The following is a 17,155-nucleotide window of genomic DNA, read 5'->3' on the forward strand; positions in this document are numbered from 1 at the left end:
GTTGCAAAGATTCAGCGTGCTGTACAAGGGTTTATCCAAATGATCAATCAAACACCTAAAACTACGGTTAATAGACTTAGTTTGAAACTCTAATTTTCTTTCACCGTCTATATAGATGCATTAACGGGTGAAGTTCGTAACACGTTTTCTTTGTCGCAAAGTGCGGAATCATTAGCGTTTAACGAAGTGACAGGGGAACTGGTGATCGCAAGTGCAAATGGCGACATTTCGATTCGAAACGGAAAAGATGGCAGCTATGTAAAAACGATTCCGTATAGTGGGAAGCCGATCGCTCAATCCGCGACATTCATTGAATACGACTCAGCGTATAGCAAGCTATATTTCATTCATACGAATACGAACGAATATACTTCACAGCTGTTCGTTTTCAAAAGCTTCGATGTGACAAATAACTATGAAGAGCTGTATACGAATGAAAGTGGCATGGACTTGGAAGTTGTCGACAATTTTTTAATTGACTCAACTGGGCAATTTGTATTTATTTTAGGAAAAGTGTATGATTATTATTCTAAAATTCCGACTGTTATCGTTTTTGATACAATTTCAAACGAAGTTGTGACGCAATTTGATTTAGCTGAATCATTTGATGATGAAACATACGAAGGTCTTGCATTAAATAAGCTCGACAATCGTTTGTTCGGCTCCTCTACTTTATATGATATTCAGTCGTTGCCGAAGCGCCAGTTTGAAAAAATCGTCATTCAGCCAGAAAAAGTAGTGATGGATATTGAAGAGTTTCAAACGTTAAAAGCATTTAAACAGTATACGGACGGTGCGCAAATCGCTATTGCCGCTTCCGATGTAAAATGGACAACATCGAATGCGAACATTATTCGGTTCGTGACAGGGAAGTTAAATGCGGTAAGTGCAGGAGAAGCGACTGTGACGGCTACGTATGATGGCATGAGCGCTACGCAAAAAATCGTCGTGCGTGACTATATCGAGCATGAGCCAGTAAATGGTGTCGAAGCGGATAAAACATGGACGGTAGAATTTAACCAACCTGTTAACGTGCAAACGATTAAAGAGAAAAATATTTACATTACGAATGAGCAAGACGACATTGTACCTGTGCTGTATTACGTAGAACAGCAAAATGCGAAGAACGTACAACTCATTCCGGTAAAGCGATATGAGTCGGGCAAAACGTACACATTATGGATTAAAAATGTGCAATCGTCTGCCAATGTCGAGCTAGATCAATTTGTGAAAAAATCGTTTACAATTCAATAAAGGTTTTGATCGAGAGGCTGCTTGAATGGATTGTTCAAGCAGCTTTTTCATTATTATAAGTTAGCGTTGATGGAAAGCAATCCGAAGTTAGCCTTTTTAGCAGTGGCGACAATTTTTTCATAAATTCTTACGTTTTCAACTTAAAACGTGCAAACGACGTCATATATTTATCGTTTTATAACAAACTTCCCGTCGCTCAACTATTTTGTAGTAGCATACATTCATAGTGAACAATTGAAGGAGGAGCAGCATGAGAGCGATCATCGTAATATTGCTCGTCTGCATGAGCTTCGTTTTAACTGACGATGTGCAAGCAGTGAGCGAATGGGAAATGAAAATCGATGTGCCGACGAATAAAGTGTGGGAAATCGAGTTTTCATCGTTTGTCGATGAGCAAATGAAAAAAGGCATTGTCGTAACCGATGAAGATGGCAAAGTGGTGACGACGACGATTACAGTGGACGGCACAATCGCACGAGTAGCACCGCCAAGTGGAGGCTACAAAAAAGGGAGTAGCTATACGCTATCGATTCAAGCAGGTGCTATGTCGATGTACGGCGAAAAGCTCGTTGAAGCAGTTGACATGCCATTTATGATTGCACAAGACGACTATGCGAACGTCGTTGTAAATCGTAGCGTCAAAACGGTGACGGACGTCGAGCTTGTTGGGACGTACATGCCATATGGTAAGGAAGGGCAATATGCGGAGTCGTTTATTTTACCGCTTGGCTATAAAGTAGGTGACATCATTAAAATGGAACCGAATGACGACTATCCGTCTGGGTTCATTCGTAAAATTGTCGCGTCGGTGCAAAAGCAAGGGCGTCTGCACGTGAAAACGGCATTCCCGACGCTTGAGGAAGCATTTGCGGAGCTCGATGTGAATGAAACGTTTGAACTGCGCAGTGAGGACGTCATCGATATGGAGCTTGCCGATCGTGTCATGCTTGCGTCGCAGGATATGAGCAATGGCTGGGAATTTGCGCTCCTTGATTACATGACGACCGTTGAAGGGCAGCAATACGGCGTGACGGGTTCGATTAAGTTTGACCATATGTCGATTGATTTAGATTTTAATAAGCGCAAGCTAACGAACGGACCGCATGCGGTAACGCTCAATGCGGCGATGGTTGCAAGTGTCAGCATCGAGCCGAAAGTTGCGGTGCCGCTGAAAAAAATGTATAAGGAAATGCTCAATAAAGATGTCGAGCTTGGGAAGTTTACGTATCGACTGCCGTACGGGTTGACGGTTGAGCTGCATGCCGGCGTTGTGCTTCGTCCGTCGATTATGATGGGCGCGCGCGTTGCGTATACGAACACGACGAGCTTTAAGCTAGGGGCAATGTATGAGCGCAAAAAATTCAGCCCGATTGCGGAGTTCCATTTACAAAACGAAAAAGCGTCAACGATTTACGGTGGTGTGCAGTTGAAAATGGGACCGCGCTTTACGGTCGAGGCAGGCTATTTAACGCTCGGCATCGTCAATTTGCATAACGATTTTGGCGCTTACGTAAAAATGGAAAACCACGTCGATATCGAAGGCGATTTAGGCGCGTGTAGGCTAAGTGAGGCAGGTGTGTTTTACGACATGTTGCTTGAAATTCCGGCACTGGAACGCATCGCACCGCTCAACACGTTTCCGCTTACTGGCAAATCGCTCATGCTTGCGAAAAATAACGGCTGTGAATTCATAACGGAGCTTGCATTTGCGAACGATACGTTAACGGTAGAGGAAGGAAAGGTGTACGACACGCGCGTCAATGCGAGCTGGAAAGACGTTGTGACAGGGCAAACGGGCAAGCAAAACGTGACAGACGATGTGACGTATTCAACGACCGATGCACGTATACGCATTAGTAAATCTGGAAAAATTGATGTGCGTGATGCATCTGAAAGCTTTAAGGCGACCGTGAAGGCAACGTATAAGCATAACGGCAAAACGTATACGGACACGCTCGCTGTCACGGTGAAAGGAAAGCCCGCTGATGTCGAGCCGTTCATAGGATCGCTTGAAAAAGGCGCACCGAGAGGCTATGAAGTAACGAGCATCGACAGCTATTTCTTAACGGGCAACGATAATCCAGAAGTGGTCGTAGTGTACTTTAATTACGATGAATATGAGTCGCTTGTTCATGTGTACACGTATGAAGCAGGCGACTGGACACGTACGTATGAGCGCACATTAGAAGCGGCGTATTACGAGCCACATTGGTCAGGTAAGCTAATGAACAACGCGCGCGAGCAAGTCGTGTTAGCTGGCTATGAAGGACGCTCGCTATCATTTGTGATGCTCGGCAGTACGAACGGTAAAAATGTTTCGGTTGTCATTGACGAATCGGAGGCGTATTATAGCGAAGCATTTATGGAGGAAAAAGACGGTAGCTGGCGCGTCTGTCAGTCATCACAAGGTGAGCAATATACGTGGAACGGCAAAGCGTTTGCGATGTCGAACGTGCTTTGTAATCCAGACGCTGACGACATAAAGCCTGGTGACATCGTCGTGCGCTACAGCATCGATGCACAAAATAAAATTACGAGCAATTACCCGAACAATTACACGTTCACGCTGAAAAAAGGGCAAAATGTCCACTTCATTCGTGAAAACTTCGGCTCGATTGAACGTATTTTATTAGATGAGACGGTGTATACAATTATTCCTGCGTATTATGAGTGGGATTTAGCGTACAACTATTACTTTAAATATGAATAACAAAAAGGTAAGCGCGATTTTTTCTAGCGCTTACCTTTTTTTCATTATTATACAAGAATTGTGCTAAAAATAAATATTTATTCCGAAAATTACGAAAATAAATATGCTACAATTGTTACATAAAGGGGTGTTGATCATGTGGCAACAACAATTCATTGAAACAGCACGCGGTACGTTTCAGCTTTTTACAAAAGGAAATGGCGCGCCGCTTTGTGTGACGCATTTGTATAGTGAATTTAATGAAAATGGCAACGTGTTTGCCGAGATGTTTACGCCGCATTTTACGGTGCATTTAGTCAACTTACGCGGCTGTGGGCAATCGACTGACGACGGATACGATTACAGCATGAGCGAGAGCGTTCGCGATTTAGAGGCGGTGCGTGAGGCGTTACATATTGAGACGTGGGGCTTCGCAGGGCATTCAACGGGCGGCATGCTTGCGCTCAAGTACGCCGAGCTAGCACCGACATCGCTTTCGTTCATCGTGGCAGGTGGGCATTGTGCATCAAGTGCGTACATGCGCAATCCAGCGAGCATTTATTGTGCCGACAATCCGAACAACGCGCGCATTCGCGACATTTTAGCAATGCTTGGAAATCCCGCTTCGACAATCGAGGAGCGACGTGCGGGCAATAAACAATGGACGCTCATGTCGCTTTATGATGCGGCAAGCTTTGATATACTGATGAGCCGTCCAAACAGCGGCAAAACGGTATCGAAGCGACTCGATTATTTTACACAAGTCGAGCTCAAAACGTTTAATATGGAGCCGGTTTTGCCGACGCTACAGACGACCGCATACATTTACGGCGGCTTACATGATGCGCAATGTCCGTACGAATACGCCGCATCGATTGCCGAGCATATGCCAAACGCAACGCTCACAACGTTTGAAAAAAGCAATCATTTCCCATTTATCGAGGAGGAAGCGGCTTTTGCGCAATTCGTCGCACAAATCGTTCAGCAACAACTAACCGTTTAGGGAGGAAGTGTTAAACATGTCATCATTATTAGTCATCTTGTTTTCAATCATTACAGTATACCGCGTCTATAAACGTCGCCATTTGTTTAAGCAGCTAACAAAACAAGAATGGCAACAGTACGTCGCAGGCGCTTGTCTTGCCTGGGCAGTAGCAGTTGCCATTATTTTCGGCAGCGCGTCGCTAGTCGATGCGCTAGACGTTGAGTCATTCCGCTTCGTCATTGCGATCATCTCGATTTTAATCGCCCTGCAAGTTGCAAAGCGCATTGTCGACCGGTTCGTGCCAGCGTGTGTGAAAGAAATTTGGGAGCGTTAACGTTTTTTAATGCCGAGTAGACGCTTCACAATGCTTTTGACAATGAATGATTTCGCTTCTTCTTTTAGCGATTTCGGCTCGTCATCGCGGTTGCCAAAAATCTCAGTAAGTAGTTCTAAAATTAATTGAAACATATTGCTTATCCCCTTTCGTATAAACAGAGGATACACCATATTGAAATGAAAAAAGGTGGTCAAAAAGTACACAAAGGAGCTGAAAAAATGGAAAAAAAAGAGGAGAAAAAGTTTCAACCAATAAGTGCGACTACCGCAGCGTTTCCGTCTTTTTCGAAGCTGCTTGCGACTGTTTCGCTCACCGCATTACCAATCGCGCTCAAAAAGCTACATCATGAATTTATTGCGGAATTACCGAGCGATGTGCTAAAGCGTTACGTGAAACAAAGTGGCTTGAAAAATGCACAAGTTATTGCACAATCAGGCGTGACGAAAGATTATTTTTATGGCATTCAAACAGGCAAACGTAAGCCAAGTCGAGAGAAGACGATTCAGCTATGCTTCGGCTTGCAGCTAAATGCGGAGCAATCGGCGGACTTTTTAAAAAAGATGGGGCATAACGAGCTCTATTTGCGTGACGAACGTGATCTCATCATAGCGAAGCATTTAGAAAGCGGTCTTTCATTAGCGGAGACAGATGATTTTTTAGAGGAGCATGGCTATGACACGCTGTTGAAAGGATAACGAAACAAAAGCCTCTTTCCACATTGATGCGGAGAGAGGCTTTTCATTTTATTGAATTGTAATTAGCCCTGTTTCAGTGCCAAAAAATCCTGTCTGTACTTGTAATTGCAAACCTGTCGCATTGGCTACTTCATCCGTTACATCGAAAATAATATCGCCTGTTACAGACATGTCTGGATTTACTTGTTCTAGTAAAAATACAGTCGAGCCATCATCTTGTGAATTGGCGTATAAACTCGCTGTACCGTCCGAGTCATACGTTTTCTCACCATATTTCAATTTAAAGAAAGACGTATCTACAGTTGTCGATTCATTTCCATTGTTTTCATATGTGACGTTAACAACTAAGTATGTACCTTGTGCTTGACTATTTAAATATTGTGAGCCTACTTCTTTCGCCGTATTCACACTATTGACTGTGAATGTCGCATCTCCTACACGTTTCGGCATACCTAGTGTTGCTGTAGGTGTTACTTCTGTTTCTACTTCCTCTTGAGTAGCTGGCGTCGATGATTCTTGAGTAGGTTCACTTTCTACTGATGCTGTTTCCTCGTTATTTTCAGTAGTTGGCGTTGTGCTGTCATCTGCCATCATACCTATAATGAGTAACAATACGAATATACCGATTAATCCAAGACAACCAATTTTAAAAAAGCGCTTCATAATATTCCTCCTATTGGTTCATCACCGTAAGCTGGGGTTGACGTATAAAAGTTGCTTGAAACGAGAGGCGGACTCCAGCGGGAAAAGCGCGAGCCTCAAGACCCCGCAGTCGTGAGGCACGAACGACGAGGAGGCTTGAGGAAGGTGATAAACGCCACGTCCATGTGGCGTTTATCACCTTCATGACAAACATCGTGTTCGCCTCCGCGCCCGCGGAAAGCCTGCCTCGACGTGAAAAGCAACCCCAAGTTATGGTGAAGAGCCCTCCTATTTATATTATAGGTAAATGTTAACAATTTTTATGGAGGAAGTACATGATAAAAATATGAGAACATAGCAATTACACGCTTGCTGATTCCTCTTTTACACAGTAGTATCGTAATTTTTTAGTATCTAATTGGAATGATTTAGCTGACTAGCAGATCAACATATGAGTAGCATTTATAAAGAAACGATAAACTTTGAAAAAACCGAAACATTCACTGCTATATTAGGTTCAGAAGGAGGACAACATGGAACATATTCTTTTAGTAGAAGACGATATCGAAATTGCGCGCATTGTACGCGACACATTAACGGCAGAGAGCTACAACGTCACATGGGCTTCGACGGGCATGGAAGGGTTGGAGGAGTTTCAACACATGCCGTATTCGCTCGTCATCGTTGACTGGATGATGCCAGAAATGGACGGCTTGACGCTCATTTCGCACATTCGTTTGCAAAGCGACGTGCCAATTTTAATGATTAGTGCTAAAAGTGACGACTGCGATAAAGTCGAAGGGCTAGAGGAGGCGGACGATTATTTAGCGAAGCCGTTTTCGCTAGAGGAGTTAAAGGCTCGCGTTCGCGCACATTTAAAACGTTGGCGACGCTATAATCAGCAGCACGAGCCGACGCAAATGGCGCACTTTGCCCACGACTTGTCGATTGATTGGGATAAGGAGCGTGTGCTGCGACAAGGTGTAGAAGTAGCGCTCACACAGAAGGAGTTTGCGCTGCTAAAGCTTTTGGCACAGCACCCGATGGAAGCGTTCACGAAAGAGGCACTCTACACGCATATTTGGCAACAAGTGAACCTTGATCAGCATACAGTAACCGTACATATTAAAGCGCTGCGTGAAAAGCTCAGCGACCCAGTGAAAACACCGTATTTCATTCAAACGGTATGGGGCAAAGGATACCGCTTTATCGGTGAGCCGCTATGAACATTCGCACATGGCTACTTGTGACATACTTGCTTGTCATGGTGTTGCCGCTTGGAGCGCTCTATGCATTGTACGTGTCGGTGCATCATTATTACGAAGATCAAAGTATGGCGGAATATTTCGATAAGTGGTCGCACGTTTCAAATATGAAAAGCGTGTTAGCTGATGCGACGTTGTATACGGAGCGCATTATATCCGACGAGGTAAAAGCATTGTCAAACGACCAAACGATGGTGACGCTCTATTTGCCAACAGGAAAGATGCTGTACTCATCGAACCCGACGATGACAAGTTTTGAAGATCAGCAAACTGTTTATGAAAACTTATACGAATTTCAGCAAAATTATTCACATTTTATGTATAAGGAGCCTGTGTATGCGGAAGGAAAAGTAATCGGCATTTATAACGCACGGAATGGACGGAGCAAGTCGGACATGAAATGAAGCTCGTTATAACAGGGCTTGTTTTATTCATTGTTGTGCTATACGGCTGCGTCATTTTATTTTTACGCAAGCGACTACACGAGCCGTTGCAGCGATTAATGCAGCATATGCACGCGTTCGCAAAAGGGGAAACGGTGACGGCACAGGTGACGACAAATGATGAAATCGGTAAGCTTGCCGCTAGCTTTTATGACATGCAGCGAGAAATTGAGCAAAACCGTGCGCAAATTGAACAGGAGCAGCGCCAAAAGGAAATGATGATTGCGAGCTTATCGCACGACTTGAAAACGCCGCTTACATCGATTCAAGCATATGCCGAAAGTGTGCGCAGCCGCGGTTTGAGCGAGGTGGAGCGCGACGATTACTTAGCGGTCGTGCAAACGAAGGTGGACTATATGAAGCAGCTGCTCGACGACTTAATGATGTACACGTTGCTGCAATCACCGACGTACGAATTAGAGCTCGTCGAAGTAGACGGCGATGAATTTTTCGAAATGCTTGTATGCGATTACGAACAAGTGAGCAGTGAAAAAGGCTTTATCGCCACGACCGAATGCACGATAAATGGCACGTATGTCGTCAATCCGAAGCAGCTCATGCGCGTCGTCGACAACCTCGTATCCAATGCATGGACGTACACCGAAGCAGGTGGCACGATTCACCTTGCTGCGTTTAACTCTCCGCATAAGCCGAGCTGGTGCATAGCGAACTGTGAGCAACGCGGTGCATACATCGTCATTCAAAATAGCGGCGTCACGTTTACGAACGAGCAGTGCCAGCAATTGTTTGAGCCGCTCTATCAGCACGATGCATCACGCAGCCAAATTGGACAGCGCGGTGCAGGGCTCGGACTAAGCATCGCGAAGCAAATTATCGAAAAGCACGGCGGTACGATCGAAGCCGTATCACAGCACAATGAAATCGCCATTTGTATTTGGCTGCCAGTGAATTAGCTACTTTTGCCGATTCGAATATTGGCGGAGAAGTTGGCGGACTGCAGCGGGAAAATCGCGAGCTTCAAGACCCTGCAGTCGTGACGTTCGAGCCGTATTGTACGATCAGCCAGCACATCGTAAAAAATAAAGAAAGTATAAAGTTTTCAAAAAACGAAAAATCCACTGGTATATTGAATACAACAAGCAAACAAACTGACGACAAAGGGAGAGATTGGAATGAAAAAAATCATTTATTCAGCAACATTAATATTGACATTAACGTTAGGGGCATGTTCAAGCACCGAAGATTTATCACCGCAAGACATTTTAAACAACGCGGTGCAAACGGAGGATTTGTCTTCATATTATGCCGAGTATACGATCGATTCAGGCGATGGTACATTAAGCGCAAAGCAATGGGTAAAGGATCGTAAAATTCGTTCAGAAATGACGGATTCAAACAGGGAAACATCGGTAGCGTTAAATGACGGACAAACGATCACATCGTATGTGGAAGGGGAAAAAACAGCGATTTCATTTGAAGTAGGTGAATCAGTAGGCGGGTACGTACAGCCGACGATGCAAGAGCAAATGATGAGCATTTACAACAGCATTAAAGATACGCACAACATTACATTCGGCGACGATGCGAAAGTTGCAGGGCACGATACGTATCATTTAATCGCAACAGCGAAAGAAGGCGAAACGTTATTTGGCGACATGGAGTTTTGGATTGATAAAAAGACGTGGATGCCACTAAAATCAACAATGGTTGCGGCGGACGTGACGACGACGACAGAATACACGACGTACGAGCCGAACACAAACATTGCCGATGATGTGTTCTCACTGGACTTACCAAAGGATGTCGTTGTCCAACAAAATGCGATTAGCTTACCAGAAAACATTACGACCGAACAAGCAGTAGAAAAGCTCGGCAACGTTTTAGTTTTACCAGACACGACAGGCTACACGATTGATTCGATTGAAGATATGAAAAGCGATACGAATGAAATTGCCATAAACTACGCAAAAGACGACGCGCTCCAGTTCACGATTTCGGTATTTAAGCCAACTGAGCCACTAGCAATCGAGCAGCCGATGACAGTTCGTGGCATCGAAGGTTCATTTTCAGGCGACTTAGGCTTAACATTTTTACAGTGGGAGGAAAACGGCTTACGCTACAACGTTCTCTTTATGGAAGAAGGGATTACAGTGGAGCAATTTATCGAGCTAGCAAGCGGTATGGTAACAATGGAATAATAAAGAAGGGAAAGGGGACACTTGAAATAATTTCAAGCATCTCCTTTTTAATTTTTATAATAGTTTGAAAATTAAAGGGTGATGCGATAAACTGGAACTGTACGTTACTTGAAGGAGGAATGCGCATGAAAGTGAAAGCAGCAGTAGTAAACGCCGTCAATGGTCCGTATGAATTTGAGGAATTGGAGTTACAGGAGCTACAAGCGAATGAAGTGATCGTTAAGCTCGTCGCATCGGGTATTTGTCATTCAGACGAGGCATTGCGCGTTGGTGATGCAGAGTTTCCGTTGCCAGCAGTGTTAGGGCATGAAGGGGCAGGGATTGTTGAACAAGTCGGTGCGGGTGTGCGAGATTTTCAAGTTGGCGATCAAGTCGTGATGGCATACAATTCATGCGGCACATGTCCGAGCTGTCGAACAGGGCATCCGTCGTCATGTGTTAGCTGGACGACGTTAAACATGTCGGGAGCACGCGCAGACGGTAGTCCAATTTTTAAAAAGCTCGACGGTACGCCTGTTTCAAATTTTTTCACACAAAGCTCTTTTTCAACGTATACGATTACGAACGTGAACAATTTAATTAAAGTTGACGATGATGCCGATTTGCGTCTTGTCGGTCCGCTCGGCTGTGGCTTTTTAACAGGCGCTGGCACGGTCGTAAACGGCTTGCAAGTGAAAGTAGGCGATTCGATTGTCATTTTCGGTACAGGGGCAGTCGGTTTAGGTGCGCTCATGATGGCAAAAGTAGAAGGCTGTGCCACAATTATTGCGGTAGATATTCACGATTCTCGATTAGACATTTCTAAAAAGCTCGGCGCTACGCATACGATTAACAGTAAAACGGAAAATTTAGCAGAGCGCATTGCCGATATTACGAACGGTGTAGGAGTTAACTTCTCGATTGATACAACGGGTGTAAGTGCAGTGATGAAAGCAGCTATTGATGTGCTCGGTATCGGTGGCGTGACTGCACCAATTGCCGTTACACCAAACAGTATGGAAATGAATTCATTTATGGATTTAGTGCTACTTAATCGTTCTGTGAAAGGTATTTTAATGGGCGATGCGATTCCACAACTGGCGATTCCGAAGCTAATTCAATTGCATAAAGAAGGGAAATTCGCTTTCGATCAGCTCGTGAAATTTTATGATTTTGAGCAAATTAATGAGGCGAGCGCTGATTCAAACAGCGGTGTGACGATCAAACCGATTTTACTAATTGATAAAACGTATCGACAAAACGAACCACTGCCGCAATAACGAGAACAGTTAGTAACTGCTATATGACGACAATAGGCTTGAAGCAACGGGCAGACTTCAATAGGAAAAGATGATGTCAAAATCAAGGAAAGCACAAATAAATTTCGCGTGTGGAAAATTTGCTTCGATGTGACGAGCCTATTAGCATTTTTTCATAATAATATGCTTTTGCCAATTGATTGGCTAATGAGCACGCTTGCGTTTCCACTATACAAATGTTGTTTATAATTTCCAAACAAATTGAATATTTTCTCGTTAATTGTGGTATGCTAACTTTTAGTGATAGGTAATGAAATGATTTCTAATTTTTTTTGAAAATGTGAGATATCTCATATTTTGTTTTACGAAACATTTGTATAATGAAGTTAATCGAGGTTAACGATGAGTTGTGTAGCGCTAAATATGACGCTGCACATTTTTTATGTCAAAATAGCGTAGAACGGGGGAATTTTATGCTACAGCTACAGCCCTTTACGGCGAAAGATTTTGAGCAGCTCATTGACTGGGTGTCGACCGATGCATTTTTACTGCAATGGGGCGGCCCAGCATTTACATATCCGCTGACGACCGCGCAGCTACATCAATACATATTTGGGGCGAATGTAGAAGACGCGACGACGTATGTGTTCAAGGCAATCGATTCGACGACGAATGCGTGCATCGGACATATTTCAATCGGGCGTGTCGATCGCATTTATCGCTGTGCCCGCATCGGCAAAGTGTTAATTGCGCCGGAGCATCGCGGCAAAGGCTACGGCGGGCAGTTAATGAACGAAGCGCTAACATATGCGTTTGGCGAATTACAGCTAGAGCGCGTCACACTCGGCGTTTTTGACTTTAACGAAGCGGCTATTCAATGCTATGAAAAAATTGGCTTTACGCAGCACCGCTTCATCGAAAATGCGCGTGCGTACCACAATACATATTGGCATTTAATTGAAATGGAATTAACGAAAGAGAGATGGCTCGCAGCACAGCGCATCACGGTATAAAGCGGTAAAGGGGTTCGTATGACGCTCCTTTACCGTTTTTGAATCTGCTCCGATATTATTAATTATTTGTCGTCCGTGCGCTCGTATTGTAATAGTTCGTTACCAATACGAAATGCTAGCTATATAAAAGTTTTTGCTTAAAAATTCGTGTAAGCGCTCGTTTGCGTTTCAGCGAGCGAGCCGTTATAATGATTGAAAAATACAATATCATTTATGACTATGCGCAAAAAGGGCTTTAGATGCGAAATATCATCTAAAGCCCTTTTTTTACGGAGCATAACTGAGGTAAGGCGGGTTCATGCTAGATTATCATTATTATTCATCGACAAACGAAGCAGCAACACATACATTAGTTTTATTGCACGGCATCGGGGGCAACTCGAACATTTTTTACAAGCAGCTCGACATGTTTTGTGCGCATTTTCACGTGCTATGCATCGATTTACCAGGGCACGGCGATTCACCATGCGTTCATTCATATGAGGATCACTTCAATTATGACATCGTCGTGCGCGAGGTGGAAAAGACGATGGAAGCGCTTAACATTCAGCGTGCGCATTTCGTCGGCATTTCGCTCGGCTCAATCGTCATTCATCATTTATTGCAAAAAGCACCTGAACGTGTGTTAAGCGCCGTGCTTGGTGGAACGATTACGCGCTTTAATGCGTGGTCAAAGGGGCTGCTTGTGATTGGACAAGCGATTAAGCATATGACGCCACATATGTGGATTTATCGTTTATTTGCGCATGTCATGATGCCAAAAGGTCGCCACGCCAAGTCACGCTCGCTCTTCATACGAGAAGCGAAAAAAATGACGCGCCGCAATTTTTTCACATGGTTTACGCTCATTCAAAACGTCGAGCAAACGTACAAATATGCGCATCGTTCACCTGTGCCGAAGCTATACATTTCAGGTGAGGAAGATCATTTATTTGTGCGTGCGTTACTTAAGGACATTCAACGTGATATTCATGCAAAAGCGCTCGTATTAAAAAAATGTGGGCACGTTTGCAATATCGAAAAAGCACAAGCATTTAACGAAGCGGCGATCGCGTTCGTGCATGCACATAGCAAGCCGGAGCTAACGACCGCTTCAGCATAGCCAAAAAAACGATTGTACGCTAACAAGGCTACAATCGTTTTTTCTATTACATCTCGACTTCAAAAAATTTCGTCGCTTCTTTTGAAATGAGATTTGGAATTTCGCGAAACGATAAATTATGTAAGCAGCTTCGTAAATAATACGTCGTTTCGTTATTTTTTTTATTTAAGCGTGAGTTAAGACGTGCATTAATAAAACCAGTTTCTTTAACAATTGGATTTTCATCTAAAAATTTGGCGATTTCATTAGATTTGACTGTATATAACGTAACGTCTTCTTTATTGTTAATGTACTGACCGACTAAATAGCCGACGATGTTATTCCCTTGTGTCACGACTGACGAAATAAAGAAATCACTTAACGGATTGCCTTTTTCCACTGTATATTCATCAGGTGTAAGCTTCAGTAGCGACATGTATGCATCTGCATTTGGAAATGTAATCGTAATGCCATCAAACGGCTCAGATCGAGTTAACGAATGAATTTGTTCTTCCGTATAATATACTTTCTTGTCTGCTATCGCCACATCTTCCTCTAACATTTTTTCAGAAGTCGGCGCTTCAATATTGAATTTTTCTGCAATCATTTCTGATACGGCTTCTTGTATACTTTTTTGAATGAGTGGGCGTGACGTATTAATAAATTGCTGCGTCACTTTAAATTTAAACCGTTCTTTAATGACAAACTTAATAAAATCGTCATTCGGTGATTCAAAAATTTCTTTAATGACAGATTTAAACGACTGGAAATAAATAAGCGATTCTGCGAGCGCTTTAATCATCGTTTCATCGTATAAATTTTTGGAGAACTTAATTAAGTGCTCAAAATCCTCGTCGCTATAGTTCGTTAAGTTGAACGTAAAGAACGGCTTTGAATCCATAATATTCGCGTCATTTAAATCGGTGAAAAAGTGATAGTCAATACCGTTCGTTAACACGCCAACTTTCACGGTTGGGAACGTGCTAAAATATCGACTTAATTGCGGGGCATTTTTAACAAGTGACGTATGAATGGGCTTTGCCTCAATGAAAATTTTCGGCTCACCATTTAAAGAAATCGCATAGTCAACCTTTTCATTTTTCTTATGGAAGTCCGCCGTAAATTCAGGGGTTACTTCCATTGGGCTATATGTATCGTAGCCAAGCCCTTTTAAAAAAGGCAAAATTAAAAACTGCTTCGTTGATTCTTCGTTTTTGATCAATTCGCTACTTTCGACAATCACTTTGTTTAACATATCAATCGTTTCTTTTAAATTCAACACGATCCCTCCTTTAACTTGCATTATAGTGTAAAATGATGTTAAATTAAACCATTTGATGTAAATAATAAAAATTTAATGGGCGAACGACAAAAGCCGAGCGACACATCGCGTGTACGCTCGGCTCATTTTATTTATGTGGCAGCGGCTTTTCAGGGCGCTTTGAGCAGTAATCGCAATTCGGATCTTTGCATGCTGGCTCGTGCCACGTATTGCATTGTGGGCAAAAATACGAATCGAATTCACCGTAGTAAATGTACGAACATTCACACGTTTCACAGCGTTTACTGCCTTCCACATGTCCGTAAATTTTGAAGCCGTCAATTGTTACTTCATCGTCTGCAACGTTTACGATTATTTCCATATTCATTCCCCTTTTCTCATATGTATCACACAATCTATGCTAGCATAGGACACATTTTTCGAAAAGTAAAAAGCTATCGTTTGCGCCATGTAAGTATAGTAGGCAAGACGTTGACGACAATCGAGCCAATCACAAATAGCCACAACACTTTTTCCATCGTTGGCACTACGTCGAGCAGCGCCGCCCAATCTTCATGCACGACCCAATTCGCAATGAGCTGATATTCCGCACAAAGCGTCAATGCGGTAAGCGACAATGCAATCGCCATCGCAAGTTCATAGTTCTTTCCTCAAGCGTGTTGATTAGCCATTAAACTGGCATTTCGCGTATGGTGGCTCGCTTTCCTGGGGCTCGGCTCAAGCCTCCGCGCCTCTCCTATGTCGAGGCTTACGGGGTCTTGAGGCACGAGCTCTTCCCCAAGGAGTCTCGCCACCCGCTCCATGCCACAAAAATGCAGCGTTCATCTCCGTCTTGCTACTAAAAACAAGCAATTCAGCTGTATAAAAATAGCTAATCAACAGACCTGTTCTTTCCTTTTATGTATAGCACGATATTGGTCATCGTTGCCAATATCGTTAACGCACCAAATAGTATCCACATAACATCACTTCATAATAAATGAGCGATTCCTTACAAAAAAAGTTCCGGTTTATTCGGAAGTTTCGGAAAATTACGGTATGATGAAATGAAAAGGAGGCACTTCAATGAAAAAATGGGCATTCATCGCATGTACATGTTTACTCGTTGGCTGTGACGCTGATGTCGAAAGCGTGGACACACGAGCAGCTGAGGAAACTGTTGTAAAAGCAGCAACAGCGGACGAAGCATTCAAGCAGTTTGAAGCGGCACAAGATACATTTTTGGCGACGAATGTGTACGGCACGCATAATGTCAGTGACGCTGAAACATTGTACGTATTTGGCGGCGACACGCAATACTTCGTCGCAACTGTTGTGAACGATAACGGCTGGTACGTAAGGGAAGCATTTAGTGTCGATGTTGACAGTCGTTCATTTAACGGTAGCGACTCATTATTAGCAGGGCTGAGCGATGATGAGGCAGACAAGCGTGCGGATCGCATCATTATTCCAATGCCCAATGAGCAGTTTATATGGGTTGCTTTACAAAAAGAACAAGAAGGAGTGTCAATCATGACCGAAAAGAATTATATAACGACGATCCAGCAACATTTACAGCAATATAGCGAGCCGCTAATTGAAACGCTTCGCAACGTGCAAACATACAATTTTGACGAGGCGGTGGAGCTTGTTGATTTCCAAGCATTTGCGGATCCGACGTTATTTACGTTAGCGATTACGATGTTTTCAATGGATAAAAATGCAGGTGAAGTGTTCCGAAATGACGCGACGCCGGATGTATTCGCAGGCAGTGAGGAAGTGCTGTCAGAAGTAGCGTATTATTCATTGTTAAATGAACAGCAGGACGAATTTTATGAGCAATACGAGGAGCAACGTTTTGACGACGTGGAGCAGCGCGTCATTTCAGAATGGTTTGCGAAATGCTGGGAAGAAGCAGGTGGGGCACAATTTAGCTTGCCAGCGTACTTCACGTTCCATGACGCCGCTCAGTCGTACGATTTACAGCAAGGGGAATTTGTCGATAGCGAGGCATTGTGGGAGTAAAAGACCGTTTAATATCAAGCGTGTTGATTACCTATTCAATTCGCAGTTCGCGTTCTTTCATTTTCCGC

Annotated in this window: 17 protein-coding genes and 1 pseudogene; 13 read left to right on the forward strand and 5 right to left on the reverse strand. The window is 43.5% G+C overall.

Going from position 1 to position 17,155, the window contains the following annotated elements; genetic code table 11:
* The first annotated feature begins 201 nt into the window (after positions 1 to 201).
* The 4 genes from A6K76_RS05770 (at position 202) to A6K76_RS05785 (ending at position 5,262) form a co-directional block, all read left to right on the forward strand.
* Complete coding sequence (locus tag A6K76_RS05770; RefSeq protein WP_066463013.1) at positions 202 to 1,254, forward strand: Ig-like domain-containing protein; 1,053 nt, start codon at positions 202 to 204, stop codon at positions 1,252 to 1,254.
* 250 nt (positions 1,255 to 1,504) lie between these two features.
* Positions 1,505 to 3,964, forward strand: coding sequence for a hypothetical protein (locus A6K76_RS05775; protein ID WP_066463016.1), 2,460 nt, complete (start codon positions 1,505 to 1,507; stop codon positions 3,962 to 3,964).
* 136 nt (positions 3,965 to 4,100) lie between these two features.
* Entirely contained in the window at positions 4,101 to 4,946 is an 846-nt protein-coding gene (locus A6K76_RS05780; RefSeq protein WP_066463018.1) for an alpha/beta fold hydrolase, read from the forward strand.
* A 16-nt stretch (positions 4,947 to 4,962) separates the two neighbouring features.
* Complete coding sequence (locus tag A6K76_RS05785) at positions 4,963 to 5,262, forward strand: hypothetical protein (RefSeq protein ID WP_066463020.1); 300 nt, start codon at positions 4,963 to 4,965, stop codon at positions 5,260 to 5,262.
* Here A6K76_RS05785 and A6K76_RS16755 read toward each other — a convergent pair.
* Positions 5,259 to 5,396: a hypothetical protein gene (locus A6K76_RS16755; RefSeq protein WP_169817987.1), complete on the reverse strand. Its 138-nt coding sequence runs from the start codon at positions 5,394 to 5,396 to the stop codon at positions 5,259 to 5,261. The genes A6K76_RS05785 and A6K76_RS16755 overlap by 4 nt on opposite strands.
* Before the next feature lie 87 nt (positions 5,397 to 5,483).
* Between A6K76_RS16755 and A6K76_RS05790 the strand changes: the two genes are divergently transcribed.
* Complete coding sequence (locus A6K76_RS05790) at positions 5,484 to 5,960, forward strand: helix-turn-helix domain-containing protein (RefSeq protein ID WP_139108649.1); 477 nt, start codon at positions 5,484 to 5,486, stop codon at positions 5,958 to 5,960.
* A gap of 48 nt (positions 5,961 to 6,008) precedes the next feature.
* On the opposite strand, the gene A6K76_RS05795 is transcribed toward A6K76_RS05790, so the two are convergent.
* Positions 6,009 to 6,623, reverse strand: coding sequence for a DUF4352 domain-containing protein (locus A6K76_RS05795; RefSeq protein ID WP_066463023.1), 615 nt, complete (start codon positions 6,621 to 6,623; stop codon positions 6,009 to 6,011).
* A 512-nt stretch (positions 6,624 to 7,135) separates the two neighbouring features.
* Here A6K76_RS05795 and A6K76_RS05805 point away from each other — a divergent pair.
* The 7 genes from A6K76_RS05805 (at position 7,136) to A6K76_RS05830 (ending at position 13,822) form a co-directional block, all read left to right on the forward strand.
* Positions 7,136 to 7,828, forward strand: coding sequence for a response regulator transcription factor (locus tag A6K76_RS05805; protein ID WP_066463027.1), 693 nt, complete (start codon positions 7,136 to 7,138; stop codon positions 7,826 to 7,828).
* Positions 7,825 to 8,271 (forward strand): hypothetical protein, encoded by a 447-nt coding sequence (locus A6K76_RS17010; RefSeq protein ID WP_245671960.1) that lies wholly within the window; start codon positions 7,825 to 7,827, stop codon positions 8,269 to 8,271. The genes A6K76_RS05805 and A6K76_RS17010 overlap by 4 nt, the downstream gene beginning before the upstream one ends.
* Positions 8,268 to 9,224: a HAMP domain-containing sensor histidine kinase gene (locus tag A6K76_RS05810; protein WP_245671961.1), complete on the forward strand. Its 957-nt coding sequence runs from the start codon at positions 8,268 to 8,270 to the stop codon at positions 9,222 to 9,224. The genes A6K76_RS17010 and A6K76_RS05810 overlap by 4 nt, the downstream gene beginning before the upstream one ends.
* 219 nt (positions 9,225 to 9,443) lie before the next feature.
* The gene (locus A6K76_RS05815) at positions 9,444 to 10,469 is read left to right on the forward strand and encodes a LolA family protein (protein ID WP_066463028.1); all 1,026 of its coding nucleotides are present in this window, start codon (positions 9,444 to 9,446) and stop codon (positions 10,467 to 10,469) included.
* A 125-nt stretch (positions 10,470 to 10,594) separates the two neighbouring features.
* The gene (locus A6K76_RS05820; protein WP_139108650.1) at positions 10,595 to 11,728 is read left to right on the forward strand and encodes an NAD(P)-dependent alcohol dehydrogenase; all 1,134 of its coding nucleotides are present in this window, start codon (positions 10,595 to 10,597) and stop codon (positions 11,726 to 11,728) included.
* A 452-nt stretch (positions 11,729 to 12,180) separates the two neighbouring features.
* A complete protein-coding gene (locus tag A6K76_RS05825; protein ID WP_066463030.1) occupies positions 12,181 to 12,720 on the forward strand; it encodes a GNAT family N-acetyltransferase in 540 nt (179 codons plus the stop codon).
* A gap of 298 nt (positions 12,721 to 13,018) precedes the next feature.
* Positions 13,019 to 13,822, forward strand: a complete 804-nt coding sequence (locus tag A6K76_RS05830) for an alpha/beta fold hydrolase (protein ID WP_066463031.1) — start codon at positions 13,019 to 13,021, stop codon at positions 13,820 to 13,822.
* Positions 13,823 to 13,868: 46 nt separating this feature from the next.
* Here the strand turns inward: A6K76_RS05830 and A6K76_RS05835 are convergent, their stop codons facing one another.
* The 3 genes and pseudogenes from A6K76_RS05835 to A6K76_RS05845 form a co-directional block, all read right to left on the reverse strand.
* On the reverse strand, positions 13,869 to 15,080 hold the full coding sequence (locus A6K76_RS05835; RefSeq protein ID WP_066463032.1) for a type I restriction endonuclease: 1,212 nt from the start codon (positions 15,078 to 15,080) through the stop codon (positions 13,869 to 13,871).
* A gap of 130 nt (positions 15,081 to 15,210) precedes the next feature.
* Positions 15,211 to 15,444: a hypothetical protein gene (locus A6K76_RS05840; RefSeq protein WP_066463034.1), complete on the reverse strand. Its 234-nt coding sequence runs from the start codon at positions 15,442 to 15,444 to the stop codon at positions 15,211 to 15,213.
* A 73-nt stretch (positions 15,445 to 15,517) separates the two neighbouring features.
* A pseudogene (locus A6K76_RS05845) lies at positions 15,518 to 15,733 on the reverse strand (hypothetical protein); the annotation flags it as partial.
* A gap of 415 nt (positions 15,734 to 16,148) precedes the next feature.
* Between A6K76_RS05845 and A6K76_RS16495 the strand changes: the two are divergent.
* A complete protein-coding gene (locus tag A6K76_RS16495; protein WP_083995300.1) occupies positions 16,149 to 17,087 on the forward strand; it encodes a hypothetical protein in 939 nt (312 codons plus the stop codon).
* Positions 17,088 to 17,155: the final 68 nt, after the last annotated feature.

It is taken from the genome of Caryophanon latum, from assembly GCF_001700325.1.
GTDB lineage: Bacteria > Bacillota > Bacilli > Bacillales_A > Planococcaceae > Caryophanon > Caryophanon latum.